The following is a 16,245-nucleotide window of genomic DNA, read 5'->3' on the forward strand; positions in this document are numbered from 1 at the left end:
TAAATACACAAAAATCCGATTAAAAACAGGTATTAATTCATATAGCTACTTTTATCACTAAAGGCAGGGAACTTTATTTCCCGTCTACATAGTCCTGGAGGTACTTAAAACGTTCGGTTAAGTCGCCTTCTTTTGTAGTAATTTTAGCCCGTTTCAAAATACCGCGCTCATCCTTATTAAAAAACGCTGGAATAACGTTTTCTAGAAACATTTCGCCAAAACCTTCGCTTGCATCCTTTGGTAATTCGCAAGGAAGATTATCTACCGCCATAATGGTAATTGCATTTTTAGCATCCATGGCCACTTCAGATTCGGTAATAGGGTCATAACCATAAAATGGATCTTCAATGGTAGAAGGTTTTATAGTAGCTGCTACTGGGCCGTCAATATCACAAGAAATATCAGCGATTAAATTAATGCTGAATGCACGTTTTTTTGCATCTTCTCTTGTAAATAAATAGGGTGCATTATTTCCATAGAAATGGCCCGCTATAAAATAATCTGTTGCTGCTGCGTAGGGCATAAAATTACTTTCGTAGTCAGAAGGGTCTTTATAAAAGGCAAACTTGTCCCCCACCTTGCCATCTTTGCGTTTGTTATATTCCATTACATCTGCCATTACATAGACAGGTTCACTAAATGTTGACGTTAAATACAAGGCATCGCTTACAACTTTTATTTTTAAATGATCCAAAATTTCTCTTGCACCTTTTGCTACTTTTCCAGTTCCCGTTAGTAATATTTTAATTGGCGGAACCGTGATTTTATCCAGTTCCTCTTTTACCGCATCCAGATCTGCAAGGTGCTCTACTTTAGGAAGTTTAAAGAGATTGTCTCTTATTCCTAAGGCTCTAAACCCATTATAAGCACCCACCAACCCGGCATACCTTCCAAACCCAATGAGTCTTGATCCATTTTGCTTTACGATGGTTTCATGATCATACATTTCTATATTTCGTTCTAGCATAGCCAATAGCAATGTGCGATTGTAAGGCTGTTTCTTTATCGTATGAGAAAAGTAAAAGTATTTTTTATTCGGAATTAAAAACTCTACAGGAACCTCTTTAACCCCTAGCATTACCCCTGCTTCGCTTATATCCTCCGTAACTTCAAAACCTTGTTCGCGGTATGCAGCATCTGAAAACACTCTCACATCGCTAGACTCGACAATAAAACGCGCCTCTGGAAAAATATCTTGTGCCTCTTTTAATTTCTTAGGAGAGAAAACAACACGACGATCTGGCGGATTTTTACGCTCTTTTATGATAGCAAAAGTAATAGACATTTGGTATGGATTTTGTATGTTTATTGAAGATCAAAGATAGTAGTTTTAATGTATCTTTGTCATCCGAAATTTAGTATTAGGTATTCCGTAATGAGTATTAAATATTTTGATTCTGGAGTTTTAAAATTTTTACTCTAAAATTTGTCAGAGTGACTAAACATCGCCCTAACCATAGTGAAATGAGAAATAATTGTTCTTTGAATTTTACTTTTTAGAAATAGAGTATTGAATTTCGTTTTTCTAATTTCTAATTTAAAACGGGGCCGACTGGTTTTGACAGCGGGTCTTGTAGTACGGTAAGCATGTAGAGCGCTGGAAAACAGCTCTTAAATCTCATTTTTCACACTTTTTAAACGGCGAGAATAACTACGCCCTAGCTGCATAATCCGAATCATAGTAGGATTACGCCTCGGTCTACAAGGTAGACAAGCAGGAAGTCACTCAAACACCTTGGTTTACGGTTTTTGATATAGTGACTTCGTAAAAGTAAACCTATCGGGAATAGTGTCTAGATGTTCCTGAGAAATCTAATTTAGAATAAGGGGTGCGTTGGTAGTTTTTGACCGGCAAGTCCACGAAAATTTAAATAAAAACTAAACATGTAGAAAGCTGTAATACAGCACGTTTGGACGAGGGTTCGAATCCCTCCGGCTCCACATTTAACCCTGTGATAATAGTGTATCACAGGGTTTATTTTTTTGGGTGTCATTTTAGGTGTAAGTACTGCTTCTTTTAAACCGTTTTACTTCCTAATAATTTAACCTATAAAACTTGTCTCTCTCACCAAACAACTTCAAAAAAAAACAAGGGGGCGGGGGTATCATCTGTACCCTACCGTTCCCCCGCTTTTTGGAATTAAAAACAGATTTATTCTTTGTATGTTTGAAGCTGGCTTAATTAGAATTCAATACTCCTAAAACATACTAAAAATAAAAAAAACGGTATTATTTTTTTTACTAATCATTATTGCTTTAACAAGCTGCAATAATAAGATTTCAGATGCAGAAAATGTAATAATTAAAAATGACTTAACAGAAACCAATTTAAAAGGCAATGTTAAATCTATTAATTTAATCCAGTTTGAAGGTGTAGAAAAGTTTGGAGATGTTGAGAAAGTAAAGAGAATTTCATTAGATTCTGATGATACTTATGAAACTAAAACTTTTTATAATAAAAATGGCTTTATGTCTAAACTAGTTAAACTTGATTTGTCAGATAGTGTAATAAAACGTGAAAGTTACACATATGACATTAATAACAACAAACTAGAAGAAATTACCTATTATTCTAATAATACAGTAAATTATAAAAGGATATTCAAATATGATTCATTAAATAATTTAGTAGAGCGTGACACCTATAATTCAGAGGATAGTTTGAGTTATAAGTCAAAATACGAAATTGATGAGGATAATAATAATCTCTTAATATCTGATTATCATTCAGATGGTGTTCTTAACAGAAAAAGACATAAAATTTATGACTCGATTGGCAATATGATTGCATTTAATATATTCGACGCAAAAGGAAAGTTAGAACATAAGTATACAAGTAAATTTGATTCACTTAGCAGAAAAGTTCACTCTACTAATAGTTAAAATTATGGCGAATATATTTCAAAATACAACTACACTTATGATAATAAAGGTAATGTAATCGCGGAACAATATTATTTTATTGACAACAAGTATGGGGCAAATTCAAATAGCTATACGGTTTTTGAATATAAATATGACACAATAGGTAATTGGACACAAAGATTAGAAAAAGATATTAATCAAATAGTTGAGAGAAATATAGAATACTATAAATAAAATTATACAACAATTTTAAAGTACTGTTGTTTAAGTAATTACAGTAAAATACAGAGAGGCTTTCAAAAATATAGCTCATTTGCGGAGCACCAAACAAGACCGAAGCAGACCAACAAACAGCTTGCAATAAATAAAGAAACGTACTTGGGGTTTCTTTAATGCGGAATACCGTAATTAATAATCTATCAGAATTATTAGCTTTGAATCTGATAATTATCATTACTTTCCTAAAGGTATTATATTAATTTTGATGTTCTCCTATACTACGTGTCATATTGGAAACCACTTTACTGATTTACTTTTGTGGTATTATAGATTATAAATTGAGTAGAAAATGAAAAAAGTAATTTTATCGGCAATATTATTCATTGTAATGGCAATTACAATCACTTGCTCAAATATAACCAATATAGGAGAATATGAAGTAGAAGGCGCAAACACCTATGAAACTTTTATCCTCAAACCCGACAACCAATTATATTCAAAAGCAAGGGGATATATAGGTCACTGGGACGTAAAAGATAACATACTCACTTTTACATACTTAACTGGACATATGAACAAATGGAACAATAACAATGGAACTTGGGAAAATATAGGAAGCCCTCACGTAAAACTTAAGAAAAAATAGACTTTTGCTAAAAATACTGTGTAATAGTCGATTTTGTTTAGCATTTACAGGATGTGGAAAAGATAAAAATGAGAAGTAAATTACAATTGAATTTTTATTTTGCTCCTGAACCAACGGGAACAATAGTAATAAACTAATCCTCTTTGCTCAGTTGTTCATACCTATTACATAGCAAGAACTTTTTAAAAGTTTAGAATAGAATTTAAAACAATAATAAATTAATAAAATTTACAGCGGAAAAAAGAGCCGCTGGTTGCCAACACCATATAAGATTAATTAATGTGTTTAGCCATAAATAATCCACGAAGTAGATAAATTATTTATCAATGTGTAGTTGTGAAATTAAGTCACGTGATATCAAAGTTAATGAAATAACACGAACATCTTTAAAGGAAAACCGGGAAGAATGAAGATGAACTTAAAAATACGCATAGACCCCTAGACCTCCAAAACAGAAGAACGCTCTAGTACCTCTTCAAAAACCCGTGTAATATCCATTACATTGGCCACACCATCCAGCGCGCACAAATAAGAAATTACACCACTCAAGCCTTCGTATAGCATTTCAGTATTTTTTGGAGTTTTTATCGCGGAGTTGTTTTTATGCAGTGGTACTTGGTAGCCGCAAGATTGTAAAAAGATACGTTCAATGTGCAGTAGTTCTGAAGGGAGGTAGCCGTTTATTTTTCTGCCCATTATCTCATGAACCTTACCCACGTAGTTGAGCTCTAAAGAACCATGGCTGTCACTAAAGTGCTTCCAAGCATCTTTATGATCTGCAATATTTCCTGCAGCGCATTGTTTACAGCATTCAGGATTTAAGGTTTGCTCGTTAAACGCAGTATACAGCTTTGAAAGTGCCCGCTCTAATCTTATGGGAAATGAATTTTGCATAGCTAAAGTTATGAAAAAGTTTTCAGTAGCAGTAGCCGTTGGTAGATTTTTTTTTGTTAAAACTTAAATGTTGCTAATAAAAAAATCCAACTCTACGGGTCTTATGAAGCTGGCATATTTATAACTATTTATTTCTAATAGCGTCATTTATAACTTAAAAAAAAAAACTCAACTCGCAATGTCTAGTTGCAAGGATCCAAAACCCAAAACGTCTCATCAAACACCGATTAAGATTTAAAATTTCTATTTTCATTACCCAACTCCCATCACAAAATTCCGATTTCGTTTTTCAAATCTCTACATTAGTTTTCATATTTCTACTTTCGTTAACTATAAAACTCAACGCGTCCCTCTTCAATATGATACATACCTCCAACGATGGTAATATCTCCGTTTTCTTCCATTTCTTTTAGAATAGGGCTTAGATATTTTATATTTTGGATCGTCAGCTCCACATTTTTCGCAGCAACTTCGTTTACAAAATCTAAATTTCTTGACGTACGTTCGCTTTCTTCTTGAGGTTCTTTTACCGCTCTAACTGCTGGTTCAATTTTATGAAGCAAACCCGTAAGATTTCCCATTTTTGCGTGGTCGCAAGCCCCTTTTACCGCTCCACAAGCAGTGTGCGCTAAAACCATTAATACCTTGGTACCCGCCAATTTACAAGCAAATTCCATGCTTCCTAAAATGTCATCGTTCACAAAATTACCCGCAATACGAATACTAAAAAGATCACCAATTCCTTGGTCAAAAATTAGCTCTGCAGACACTCTAGAATCTATACAATGCAATACTGTGGCAAAAGGAAATTGCCCTTTACTGGTATCCAAAACCTGATTTAACAAATCTCTTTTATGCGGGCTGTTGTTTAAAAAACGCTTGTTTCCTTCTTTCAATTCGTTTAGTGCGTCAGAAGGAGACATTGCAGCTTGTGTGTCTCTAGTTTGTGCTTTTACCATGGGTGTCTTTTTAAATTATCACTTTGCCCTAAAAATATTCTATCCCAAGGGAATACGCCAATCTAAATGAATAAATTTTTAATAAAAAGTTAAAACAGTTAATTTAGTTTTAAACATCAAGCGCGTTTTATACTTTTCTATTCAAATTGAAGAAGGGCTATGCAAAATGATCAACCACAAAACATTGACTCCTTACCGGCATCGCTAATCACTAAAAAAAGCAATCCAAGGCTCCATATATTATAACCTAAAGAACGCCCTAGTACACCTATGCCCGTCATTATTTTTGCGCACGGTAGAAATTGGAATCGTGGAGATAAAGATACCTCTCCCTTCTAAGGAAACGATTTAGGCAGAAGAAATATCAAATTTGTAGCTCCTGAACATACCTTAAGCCCAGATTAACCTTTGACGATCAAGCAAAACAAATTGCAGCCTGTATTGACTAAACTAAAAAACATATTGCCGACTATGGCGGCGATCCAAATTTAATTTTTGTGAACGGACATTCTGTGGGGGAATCTGGCGGAAATTTCGTTGATGAATCCAAAATATGGCGCGGACCAGAGCAGTATTTCTGGGATTATTTTAAATGATGCGGCAGGTTTAGATATGTATTGGCCAAGTACTGCGGTGCCGTCCAAGAAAGGTGGATTTTATGATTATCAAAATACTTGTACCAACGATCCCGAAACGTGGAAATACGCCTCGCCAATTTATTTTATAGCTCAAGAGAATCCGCCATTCTTAATTTTAAACGGAACAAAGAGACTAGAAGGCGTCATTAAAACCAACAAAAATTTTGTTACAAAACTGAAAGAAGTATAGCCCAATGTTAAATTTATAGAGCAAAACAAAGGGCACTTTTCTATGATGTTACTATGTATTTGGAGCGGTCAAAACACCTTAGATATTATGGAAGATTTTATGGAAAAACAAATAAACTAAGTGGCTATTTTAATTAACCACGGCGGTCTCAAAGAATTTGCACATAACACTAAGGAGTACATGGTTACTAAAACTTCTTTCGAGTTCTCTGTGACAAAGCTAATGATCTTCGTGGTAGTTTTTTTTTAACCTAATAAGAAGTGTCTAAATTATTCTTTTCCCACTCTGTAATCCCTCCTTGGAGGTCATAAATTTTAGTAAAACCCATATCTTTTAATATGGCAGCTGCCTTTGCACTTCTACCGCCTTTGTTACAATATACATAGATAGGTTTTGCTTTATCAAGACTTGCTACTCGCTCTTTAAAATCAGTATCAGTAACACAAATATTTTGCGCATTCTTTAAATGACTTACCAAAAATTCTTTGTCGGTTCTTACATCTACCAATTGCGCATCTCTATTTTCGCTCAAAATTTCAAACATAGCCTTTGGCGCAACTACTTCTATAATTTCACTTTGGGTTGCTTCTGGATTTTTCTGAGACGAATTACATCCAGTGAGGAACGAAACCGTGAAAACAATAAGCATAATTTTACTGAAATTTTTCATGATGCAGTCTTATTAAATTATACGGCCTTCTCTCCATCCCATTCAGAAAAACCACCTAAAAGGTTGAAGGTCTTCTGAAAACCTAATGATTCTAAAATCATACAGGCTTGAACGCTTCTCCCGCCAGACCTACAATATACATAGTAATTTTTTGATTTATCCAATGCATTGACACCATCCATAAATACACCTGGATTTTGAACGTCTAATACTTGTGCATTTGGAATGTATCCTTCTTCAACTTCAAATGGTGTGCGCACATCTAATTGTACTGCATTTTCATCATTGGCTATCTTTTCGCGCCATTCGGTTTGGTTTAAATCTATCATTTACAATTTTGAATGTTGTTATTTTTTTTTCGTAAAACTAATCAATCCTAATCAGTTTTGGATAAAAAAAAACGTTTATCAAAATGACAGCCGTTTCTTTTCAGTATCATTATACCTTTATACTACAACCAATGGCTTTTGTTTCTTTCTTTTCGATTTCCTTTCCGTCCAATAAAGCATCAATGGCATTTGATAAAAATGTTTCCTTTACGGCAGCTCCATTGCGAACATTATCATCGATTGCACCTATGTATTTAACAATCAATTTTGCTCCTGAAGCATCCTTTTGTAAAAGATACACGTGCGGTGTCTTCTTAGCACCATAGGTAGCATATACTTTATCATTAGCATCGTATAAATACGGAAAGGTAAAACCCGCGTCTTTTGCCTTTGCTTGCATTAACGCATACGTATCATCTGGCTGAACTTTTGGGTCGTTTGGATTTACCGCGATCACAGGATAGCCTTTTGATTTGTAGGTTACATCCAAAGCAACGATGCGCCCTTCGCTAGCCACAGCATATGGACAGGTGTTGCAAGTGAAAATTACGATAAAGCCTTTTGCATCTTTATAATCTGCCATTGACATTAAGGCTCCAGTTACATCTTTTAGTTTAAAATCGGTGGCCTCGTCCCCTATTCCATAGCCAGTAATTACCTTGCCATCGCGCACTTGCATTTGCAATAATTCGGCAGCCTTAGCGATTGTTTTTTCATCTTCAGAAGTGGTTGTCTTCTCTTTTGTTTCTTGACAAGAAATTGCACCAATAACAATTACTGAAAATGCCAATATTTTCAATGTGTTTTTTAAAATCTTCATACCATAATGCCATGACTTTCAATGGACCTTTTTTATAAAATTGATTCTACTTCGGTTTTTAATTCTTCGTATGTAAACGATCGCTCGTAAAACGTATTCTTGTTTTTATTATAAATGATAGTAGCAGGAATCGCGCCACTCCAAGTTTTATCTATGGAAGGAATCCAATTATTCGCATCAGGATCATTAAATAATATCACCTGAGACTGAATGTTGTTTCTATCTAAAAACGGAATCACGAACTTTTCCAACTTTGAAGGAAAATCCATACTCACTAGCAATACCTTTAGCTTTTTGTTACTGAACTCCGCATTCAATTTTTCAAAAGCGGGTAGCTCTTTTACACAAGGCTTGCACCAAGTTGCCCAAAAATTCACCACATAAGTACTGTCGTTCTCGTTTTCTAAAAACGGCTTCAAACCTGCATAATCATAAGTAGGCACCTTTGACTTAAAGGCTTTACCGATCACTTTAGTTTCTTCTTTTGTCTCAACAACCGTTTCAGCACCCTGATTTTTGTTAGGGTACCCGCAAGAGACCAACATCCCAACTAGCCCTATTGTAAAAAATATCTTTCGCATAAAATAAAGATATTCAATCTACTAAACCATAAAACCCTCCCGATGTTAAATATTTATTAAAGTAAATTTCAGCCTCCATAAAAACGGTAAATTTGTATATACAATTATTGTAAGTACAAATATGAATATAGCGCAAGAAATAAAGACAAACCACGAAATGGAAATTACCACAAAAACGGTAATTAACTTGATGTACACAGCTCGTATTATCGAAGAAGCAATTTTAGAAGTTCTAAAACCCTCCCGCCTCACATTACCTCAATATAATGTGTTGCGCATCTTAAAAGGACAAGCCAGGAAACCAGCAAATCTTTCTACCATTTCTGAACGGATGATCCACAGCAGCAGCAATACCACTCGCTTGGTAGACAAACTTATACTAAAGGGATTTTGCGAAAGGACTATATGTAAAAACAATAGACGTAAAGTAGAGATACTAATAACTGAAAAAGGATTGCACCTGCTCAAAAATTTAAACCCAGAAATGGACGCGAATAACAAACGTATTCTGAAAAACATGAGTCACAAACAACAAGATGAAATTAACATAACACTTGATGCGATTCGTAATTTCAAAAATTAACAACAATTAAATTAAAACACTATGAAAACTATTTTAAAATCTCTAGTAATACTAACAGCCGCACTTGGTACTGTTGCTTTTACAAACACTATTTCTAAAAAAATTAACGTCCAAAATTCTACCATTGAGTGGAAAGGAAAGAAAGTTTTAGGATCGCATACGGGTACTATTAAACTTAAAGAAGGACATCTTGAAATGGAGGGACAACAGTTAACTGGAGGTATGTTTGTAGTAGATATGACAACGATTAATGTAACCGATCTTGAAGGAGAAAGTAAAGGAAAATTAGAAGGTCATTTAAAGAGTGATGACTTTTTTGGAATTGCAGAATATCCAACAGCAACTTTTACCATTACCACTACTCAAAAAATGGCCGGCCGTTATGAGCTAACAGGAAACATGACCATAAAAGGACATACTGAAGAAATCAAAATGGACATGGAAGTGGGATCAGATTTTGCCTCTGCATCCTTTAAAGTGGATCGTACTAAATATGGCGTACAGTATGGTTCAGGTAGTTTTTTTGATGGTCTTGGTGACAGAGCAATCTCAGATAATTTTGAATTAAATGTAATGCTTAAATTTTAAAAAATTAAATTTTTAAATTCTATTTACTTTATTATCTTTGAATTTATGAATAGTCAAAATACATGGTGGTGGACTTCTTACGACAATAAATCGTGATATAGACCCCCACCATGTATTTTATTACAGGCCTGTCTTTCACGAGACAGGCCTTTTTTTATTTTAAAAACGTCCCAGCACATTTGCTTCGATAGGTATTTAAAGCAAAGGAATAAAGGTCACCTCCTTGAGGCAGTGCAATGAGCGTGGGCGAATTGGACTAGGAAGACGTTCGAGAGTTTAATGAAACAAAAAAAGCATCCTTATTTAAAAGTGGACAAACTATAATCAATGATTTTTAAATTAAAAACACATTCAAAAAAATTACTAGCAGACACCCTCACGCCTGTTTCAGTGTATTTACGCTTGCGCGATATGTTCCCAAATAGTCTCTTATTAGAAAGTAGCGACTATCGCGCAAACGATAATAGTTTTAGCTACGTTTGTTGTAATCCCATCGCATCAATCACCATAAAAGAAGGTCTGATTACTGAAAAATATCCCGATGAAAGCATTCAAAAAACAACGATAGATTCCGCAGAAAATAAGACAAAAATGACTGCAATCAAAATACTTCAAAAGTTTGCAAATTCGTTTGAAGCAGACCAAAACGAAACCTATAAATTCATCAATAACGGGCTTTTTGGTTTTATGGCCTATGAAAGCATTCAGTATTTTGAAGACATTGAAATAGATCCTGCCAAGTCAAAATTACCACTCCCCGATTTTCATTATGCAGTCTATCAAAATATCATTGCTATAAATCATTTTAATAACGAGGCGTATATTTTTTCGCACAACTACAAAACCGAAAGCAATATAGAATACATAGAACAAATCATCACCTCAAAAAGTTTTGCCGAGTATCCATTTCAATTGGAGGGTAGTGTTTCAACAAATCTTGATGATAATTCTTTTAAAGAATTGGTTATAAAATGTAAAGCGCATTGTCAGCGAGGTGATGTGTTTCAGATTGTGCCGAGCAAACGTTTTTCGCAGAAATTTACAGGAGACGAGTTTAATGTTTACAGGGCTCTACGAAGTGTAAATCCTTCTCCGTATCTCTTTTATTTTGACTATGGAAATTTTAAAATATTTGGCAGCTCCCCCGAAGCACAACTCGTCGTAAAAAATAATACTGCCGAAATACACCCAATCGCAGGTACATTTAAAAGAACCGGAAATGACGAACAAGATGCGGCTTTAGCAAAACAACTTTCAATCGACAAGAAAGAAAACAGCGAACACGTGATGCTAGTAGATCTGGCAAGAAATGACTTGAGCAGGCACGGCAGTAATGTAAAAGTAGAAACGTATCGCGAGGTTCAGTTTTTTTCACACCTGATACATTTAGTAAGTAAAGTGACGGCACAAATAAACAAAAACACAAGTACGATGCAATTGGTAGCAGACACCTTTCCTGCAGGGACATTGAGTGGTGCGCCTAAACATAAAGCGATGCAACTACTGGCAAAATATGAAAATACGAACCGACAATTTTATGGAGGCGCGATAGGTTTTATGGACTTTACAGGAAATTACAATCATGCAATAATCATACGCTCTTTCGTGAGCGAAAATCATACGCTGCACTATCAAGCAGGTGCTGGAATCGTAAACGACAGCAATCCTGAAAGCGAATTGCAAGAAGTATACACTAAATTAAGAGCATTAACAAAAGCATTAACCTTAGCTGAGACCATCTGAGTTAAAGTAAATAGTGGTCGTTGGATACAGTAGTGAAAATAAAATAGTCGCGGTGCGATTCATCGCTTCGAAAATAACAGTTGGCAGTGGCAGTAAAAAATAATTTAAAAAACATCCGCATATTGAGCGGAGCTGAAATATGAAAATAATAGTAATAGACAACTACGACAGTTTTGTGTACAATCTGGTTCACTATTTAGAGGAATTTGATTGTACTGTGCACGTAGTGCGCAACGATCAATTCGAAATGGACTTGTTGAAGAATTATGACAAAATCCTATTATCTCCAGGTCCCGGGATTCCGGATGAAGCGGGCGCACTCAAACAAGTGATTAAAAACTATGCTGGTAAAAAACCAATATTAGGAGTTTGCCTTGGACAACAAGCCATTACTGAGGTTTTTGGTGGAAGTATCATCAACCTCTCACAAGTATTTCATGGAGTCGCTACAAAAGCAACGCAATTAGTGGATGATGAAATCCTATTTAAAGGAATCACAACCGAATTTGAAATAGGAAGATACCACTCTTGGGTTGCATCTAGAGAAGATTTCCCCGATGCATTGGAAATCACTTCAATAGACGAAAATGGGCAGATTATGTCTCTTCGCCACAGAGAATTAGACATTCGAGGCGTACAATTTCACCCAGAAAGCGTGTTGACTCCAGAGGGTAAAAAGATGATTGAGAATTGGGTCAGAGAGAAATAGGTAGTTGGTAGTTGGTAGTAAAATGAATTATTATAAAATAAAAACCGCTCCACTTAGGGGAGATTGAGTCGTGATTATGCAAAAAATATTAAACAGGCTAACAAACCATGATCGCCTCAGCAAGGTGGAGGCTAGAGATGTTTTAGTTGCTATTTCAGAAGGGTGTTATAACAACAGCCAGATTGCTGCTTTCTTAACAATCTATATGATGCGCCCTGTTAGCTTGCAAGAATTAGAGGGATTTCGCGATGCTTTATTGGATTTATGTCTGGCTGTTCCTATAGAGGACTATAACACTATAGATTTATGTGGTACCGGCGGCGATGGTAAAAACACGTTTAATATTTCAACATTGGCGTCTTTTATTGCGGCTGGTGCTGGCGTTTTGGTTTCTAAACATGGTAATTATGGGGTTTCTTCAGTAAGCGGAAGTAGCAACGTTCTAGAGTTTTTGGAAATCAAATTCAGTAATCAAACAGATTTTTTAAAACAATGTCTTGACGAAGCTGGCATTTGTATTTTGCACGCCCCGCTCTTCCATCCTGCTATGAAACACGTAGCACCCATTCGTAAAGAGTTGGGTGTAAAAACATTTTTTAATATGTTAGGTCCAATGGTAAATCCTGCATTTCCTAAAAACCAAATGGTAGGTGTCTTCAATTTAGAGCTTGCTAGAATGTATGGGTATTTGTACCAAAATGGCACTAAAAAATATGGCATCGTTCACGCGCTGGATGGCTATGATGAGATTAGTTTAACTGGAAAAGCAAAACTGATTTCAAACACTACAGAAACCATTGTTACTCCTTCAGATTTTAATATGAAAATACAAACTCAACAAGCTATTTACGGAGGCGAAACAGTAAAAGATGCTGCTGAAATATTCATGAATATCCTCAAGGGACAAGGAAGTAAAGAACAAAATAATGTGGTGTGTGCCAATGCAAGTATAGCTATTTCTATAGCCACAGATTGCACCCTAAAAGAAGGGGTCCAAAAAGCTTTTGACTCGCTAGAAAATGGCCGGGCATTGCAACGTTTTAACAAACTAAAAGAACTAAGTAGTATATGAGTATTTTAGAAACCATTGTCCGTTACAAAAAACTAGAAGTTGCTGCTAAGAAAAAAGTCTTTTCAATAAATATTTTGGAACAAAGTCCCTTGTATAGTCAAAAAACACGGGGCTTTGCTACCACTTTAGGCAGCACTCCTGCTGGCATCATTGCAGAGTTTAAAAGACGCTCTCCAAGCAAAGATGTCATTAACAATAAAGTGAATATACAAGAGGTAGCCCGCGGATACAAAAATGCAGGCGTCGCGTGTATGTCTGTCTTAACAGATGCATCATTCTTTGGAGGTTCTTTAGATGATTTACTATTGGTAAAAGATACGGTTTCTCTCCCTATACTACGGAAAGATTTTATTATTGACACCTATCAAATAGCAGAAGCAAAAGCCTTCGGTGCCGACGCTATTTTATTAATTGCCGCCATTTTAACCGAAGACGAACTCAAAAAATATTCAGCTATTGCAAAAGAACTGGGATTGGATGTATTATTAGAAATTCACAATGAAACTGAATTACAAAAATCGTTGCATCCAACAATAGATATAATTGGCGTTAACAACCGAAACCTTAAAACGTTTAAAGTTTCTGTGAAAAATAGCGAGGATTTAGCTGCAAAAATTCCCAGTCACTATCTAAAGATTTCTGAAAGTGGTATTCGCGATGTAGAAACTATTCAGCATTTAAAAACCTTTGGATATCAAGGATTTTTGATAGGAGAAAACTTTATGAAAACCTCAAATCCTGGGGCAAGTGCAAAACAATTTATTGATCAATTATCATAATGAAAAATTAAATGACAAACAAAAATAAAATAGCACTTAAAGTCTGTGGCATGAAACACAATACTGCACAAGTAGGAGCATTGGAACCTGACTATTTGGGCTTTATTTTTTATGATAAAAGTCAACGAAATTTTATAGAAGTAATACCTCCACTGCCAAAAGCAATTAAACGAGTTGGTGTTTTTGTAAACGCATCCATGGATTTTATACTTGAAAAAATAAAAAATCACAGTCTCGACATTATTCAATTACACGGCGAAGAATCACCTGACTATTGTTCAACATTGAGAAAACAAATAGTGAACGCTATTAAAACCGATGTGCTTGGCGCAATCAAAGTTCCTGTAATGAGCGGAATCGAAGTGTGGAAAGTCTTTTCTGTTGGAACTGATTTTGATTTTTCAGTAGTTGTCATTTATGAAAACATCGTAGATGCTTTTTTATTCGATACCAAAGGAGCAGAAAAAGGAGGCAACGGAATTGCTTTTGATTGGGGAATTCTAAAAAACTATCCATCACAAAAGCCATTCATTTTAAGTGGCGGAATTTCGTTAAAAAATACGTCAGAAATAAAAAATATACTGGATACAAACCTTCCTTTACTAGCTATAGACGTAAACAGTAAATTTGAAATTAAGCCAGGACTGAAAGACATTCCATCTTTAAAAAAATTAATAAAAACATTAAAAGCATAAATCATATTGTCTAATACTAATAGCCAAAAAACATGAACTACAACGTAAACGAAAAAGGATACTATGGGGAATTTGGCGGTGCTTATATTCCTGAGATGCTCTATCCAAATGTGGAAGAATTGAGAATAAACTATCTTCGGATTATGCAGTTGCCAAGTTTTAAAAAAGACTTTGACTCGCTGTTAAAAGAGTACGTAGGACGCCCTACTCCGCTCTATTTAGCAGAACGGTTTTCTGCTAAGTACAACACAAAAATATATCTTAAACGCGAAGATCTATGCCATACTGGTGCGCATAAAGTGAACAATACCGTTGGGCAAATATTAATGGCAAAACACCTTAAAAAAACACGCATTATTGCTGAAACTGGTGCCGGACAACATGGCGTCGCAACCGCTACAGTTTGTGCCCTTATGGGCATTGAGTGCGTTGTTTATATGGGAGAAGTCGATATTAAACGACAAGCACCCAATGTTGCAAGAATGAAAATGCTTGGAGCTACAGTGGTTCCTGCTACCAGCGGAAGTAAAACCTTAAAAGACGCCACGAATGAAGCCATTCGAGATTGGATAAACAATCCTATAAACACTCATTATATTATTGGTAGCGTTGTGGGACCACACCCTTATCCAGATATGGTAGCGCGTTTTCAAAGCGTGATTTCAGCAGAAATCAAACAACAGCTTTTAGAAAAAGAACAAAAAGAATCACCAGATTTTGTAGTGGCTTGCGTTGGAGGAGGCAGCAATGCAGCGGGAGCTTATTATCATTATTTAGAAGATGAAAATGTCGGGATTATAGCGGTTGAAGCTGCTGGAAAAGGAATACAAAGTGGAGAAAGTGCAGCAACGTCTGCTTTGGGAAAAACGGGTGTAATCCACGGTAGTAAAACGTTGTTAATGCAAACCAAAGATGGGCAAATAACCGAGCCTTATTCTATCTCGGCAGGATTGGATTATCCAGGTGTTGGACCTATGCACGCACATTTATTTACCAGTGGTCGTGGGGAGTTTCTTTCGGTAACCGATGCCGATGCAATGGAAGCAGGCTTGAAACTATCACAACTAGAAGGGATAATTCCCGCGATCGAAACGAGCCATGCATTTGCCATTTTTGAAACTAGAAAATTTAAACCAGATGATATTGTGGTAGTTAATTTAAGCGGTCGCGGCGATAAAGACCTTCAGACCTATATTGAATATTTCAATTTATAGTTTTAGTAAATAAACTAAATGAACTTGCCCTAGGCATCAAATTAATTGTAA

Annotated in this window: 18 protein-coding genes and 1 other RNA gene; 12 read left to right on the forward strand and 7 right to left on the reverse strand. The window is 35.5% G+C overall.

Features of this window, described 5'->3' with window-relative positions; genetic code table 11:
• Positions 1–73: 73 nt before the first annotated feature.
• Positions 74–1,279, reverse strand: a complete 1,206-nt coding sequence (locus tag ABXT67_RS00195; protein WP_415377026.1) for an NAD(P)-dependent oxidoreductase — start codon at positions 1,277–1,279, stop codon at positions 74–76.
• A 265-nt stretch (positions 1,280–1,544) separates the two neighbouring features.
• Here ABXT67_RS00195 and ssrA point away from each other — a divergent pair.
• The 3 genes from ssrA (at position 1,545) to ABXT67_RS00210 (ending at position 3,730) form a co-directional block, all read left to right on the forward strand.
• Positions 1,545–1,944: a transfer-messenger RNA gene (gene ssrA, locus ABXT67_RS00200) on the forward strand.
• Between the two features lie 525 nt (positions 1,945–2,469).
• Positions 2,470–2,883, forward strand: a complete 414-nt coding sequence (locus ABXT67_RS00205; RefSeq protein WP_415375281.1) for a hypothetical protein — start codon at positions 2,470–2,472, stop codon at positions 2,881–2,883.
• Positions 2,884–3,433: 550 nt separating this feature from the next.
• Complete coding sequence (locus ABXT67_RS00210) at positions 3,434–3,730, forward strand: hypothetical protein (protein ID WP_415375282.1); 297 nt, start codon at positions 3,434–3,436, stop codon at positions 3,728–3,730.
• A 438-nt stretch (positions 3,731–4,168) separates the two neighbouring features.
• Here ABXT67_RS00210 and ABXT67_RS00215 read toward each other — a convergent pair whose 3' ends face one another.
• Together ABXT67_RS00215 and ABXT67_RS00220 are read right to left on the reverse strand one after the other, a co-directional pair.
• Positions 4,169–4,624, reverse strand: coding sequence for a Na(+)-translocating NADH-quinone reductase subunit F (locus ABXT67_RS00215; RefSeq protein WP_415375283.1), 456 nt, complete (start codon positions 4,622–4,624; stop codon positions 4,169–4,171).
• A 326-nt stretch (positions 4,625–4,950) separates the two neighbouring features.
• Positions 4,951–5,583, reverse strand: coding sequence for a carbonic anhydrase family protein (locus tag ABXT67_RS00220; protein WP_415375284.1), 633 nt, complete (start codon positions 5,581–5,583; stop codon positions 4,951–4,953).
• A gap of 540 nt (positions 5,584–6,123) precedes the next feature.
• On the opposite strand from ABXT67_RS00220, the gene ABXT67_RS00225 reads away from it, so the two are divergent.
• A complete protein-coding gene (locus ABXT67_RS00225; protein WP_415375285.1) occupies positions 6,124–6,411 on the forward strand; it encodes a hypothetical protein in 288 nt (95 codons plus the stop codon).
• A gap of 250 nt (positions 6,412–6,661) precedes the next feature.
• Here ABXT67_RS00225 and ABXT67_RS00230 read toward each other — a convergent pair whose 3' ends face one another.
• The 4 genes from ABXT67_RS00230 to ABXT67_RS00245 form a co-directional block, all read right to left on the reverse strand.
• Complete coding sequence (locus tag ABXT67_RS00230; RefSeq protein WP_415375286.1) at positions 6,662–7,081, reverse strand: rhodanese-like domain-containing protein; 420 nt, start codon at positions 7,079–7,081, stop codon at positions 6,662–6,664.
• A gap of 17 nt (positions 7,082–7,098) precedes the next feature.
• Entirely contained in the window at positions 7,099–7,410 is a 312-nt protein-coding gene (locus tag ABXT67_RS00235) for a rhodanese-like domain-containing protein (RefSeq protein ID WP_415375287.1), read from the reverse strand.
• A gap of 109 nt (positions 7,411–7,519) precedes the next feature.
• On the reverse strand, positions 7,520–8,230 hold the full coding sequence (locus ABXT67_RS00240) for a thioredoxin family protein (protein WP_415375288.1): 711 nt from the start codon (positions 8,228–8,230) through the stop codon (positions 7,520–7,522).
• 32 nt (positions 8,231–8,262) lie between these two features.
• Entirely contained in the window at positions 8,263–8,811 is a 549-nt protein-coding gene (locus tag ABXT67_RS00245; protein ID WP_415375289.1) for a TlpA disulfide reductase family protein, read from the reverse strand.
• A 121-nt stretch (positions 8,812–8,932) separates the two neighbouring features.
• Here ABXT67_RS00245 and ABXT67_RS00250 point away from each other — a divergent pair, with 121 nt between their 5' ends.
• The 8 genes from ABXT67_RS00250 to trpB all read left to right on the forward strand — a co-directional run bounded on the left by ABXT67_RS00250 (position 8,933) and on the right by trpB (position 16,194).
• A complete protein-coding gene (locus ABXT67_RS00250) occupies positions 8,933–9,394 on the forward strand; it encodes a MarR family winged helix-turn-helix transcriptional regulator (RefSeq protein ID WP_415375290.1) in 462 nt (153 codons plus the stop codon).
• A gap of 21 nt (positions 9,395–9,415) precedes the next feature.
• Entirely contained in the window at positions 9,416–9,982 is a 567-nt protein-coding gene (locus ABXT67_RS00255) for a YceI family protein (RefSeq protein WP_415375291.1), read from the forward strand.
• A gap of 327 nt (positions 9,983–10,309) precedes the next feature.
• The gene (locus tag ABXT67_RS00260; RefSeq protein ID WP_415375292.1) at positions 10,310–11,725 is read left to right on the forward strand and encodes an anthranilate synthase component I family protein; all 1,416 of its coding nucleotides are present in this window, start codon (positions 10,310–10,312) and stop codon (positions 11,723–11,725) included.
• Between the two features lie 139 nt (positions 11,726–11,864).
• Positions 11,865–12,434 carry an anthranilate synthase component II gene (locus tag ABXT67_RS00265; RefSeq protein ID WP_415375293.1) on the forward strand — a complete coding sequence of 190 codons (570 nt, stop codon included), beginning with the start codon at positions 11,865–11,867 and terminating at the stop codon, positions 12,432–12,434.
• A 76-nt stretch (positions 12,435–12,510) separates the two neighbouring features.
• Entirely contained in the window at positions 12,511–13,506 is a 996-nt protein-coding gene (gene trpD, locus ABXT67_RS00270; RefSeq protein WP_415375294.1) for an anthranilate phosphoribosyltransferase, read from the forward strand.
• Positions 13,503–14,285, forward strand: coding sequence for an indole-3-glycerol phosphate synthase TrpC (gene trpC / locus ABXT67_RS00275; protein ID WP_415375295.1), 783 nt, complete (start codon positions 13,503–13,505; stop codon positions 14,283–14,285). The genes trpD and trpC overlap by 4 nt, the downstream gene beginning before the upstream one ends.
• An 11-nt stretch (positions 14,286–14,296) precedes the next feature.
• The gene (locus ABXT67_RS00280) at positions 14,297–14,980 is read left to right on the forward strand and encodes a phosphoribosylanthranilate isomerase (protein WP_415375296.1); all 684 of its coding nucleotides are present in this window, start codon (positions 14,297–14,299) and stop codon (positions 14,978–14,980) included.
• A gap of 32 nt (positions 14,981–15,012) precedes the next feature.
• The gene (gene trpB / locus ABXT67_RS00285; protein WP_415375297.1) at positions 15,013–16,194 is read left to right on the forward strand and encodes a tryptophan synthase subunit beta; all 1,182 of its coding nucleotides are present in this window, start codon (positions 15,013–15,015) and stop codon (positions 16,192–16,194) included.
• Positions 16,195–16,245: the final 51 nt, after the last annotated feature.

This window comes from Patiriisocius sp. Uisw_017, from assembly GCF_047731265.1.
Lineage (GTDB): Bacteria > Bacteroidota > Bacteroidia > Flavobacteriales > Flavobacteriaceae > Patiriisocius.